This window comes from Bacillus cereus group sp. BfR-BA-01316 (assembly GCF_022664195.1).
Lineage (GTDB): Bacteria > Bacillota > Bacilli > Bacillales > Bacillaceae_G > Bacillus_A.
Genome location: NZ_JAKUGX010000124.1, coordinates 1 through 230 on the forward strand (window position 1 = coordinate 1; position 230 = coordinate 230).

Consider the following 230-nt stretch of genomic DNA (forward strand, 5'->3'; position numbering starts at 1 on the left):
TAGCTGCTTCTTGAGCCTTAGCTGCTGCTTGAGCTTCAGCTGCTGCCTGAGCTTTAGCTTCTGCTTGAGCTTTAGCTGCTTCTTGAGCCTTAGTTGCTTCTTGAGCTTTAGCTGCTGCCTGAGCTTCAGCTACTTCCCCGGCTTTAACTGCTTCACGAACTTTAGTTGTATCTTGAACTTTAGTTACTTTTTCAGCTTTAACTACTGGCTGAACTTTAACTGGTGCTTTT

At 44.8% G+C, this 230-nt stretch carries 1 pseudogene; it reads right to left on the bottom strand.

Features of this window, described 5'->3' with window-relative positions:
- Positions 1 to 230, bottom strand: a pseudogene (locus MR071_RS25285) (enterotoxin); the annotation flags it as partial.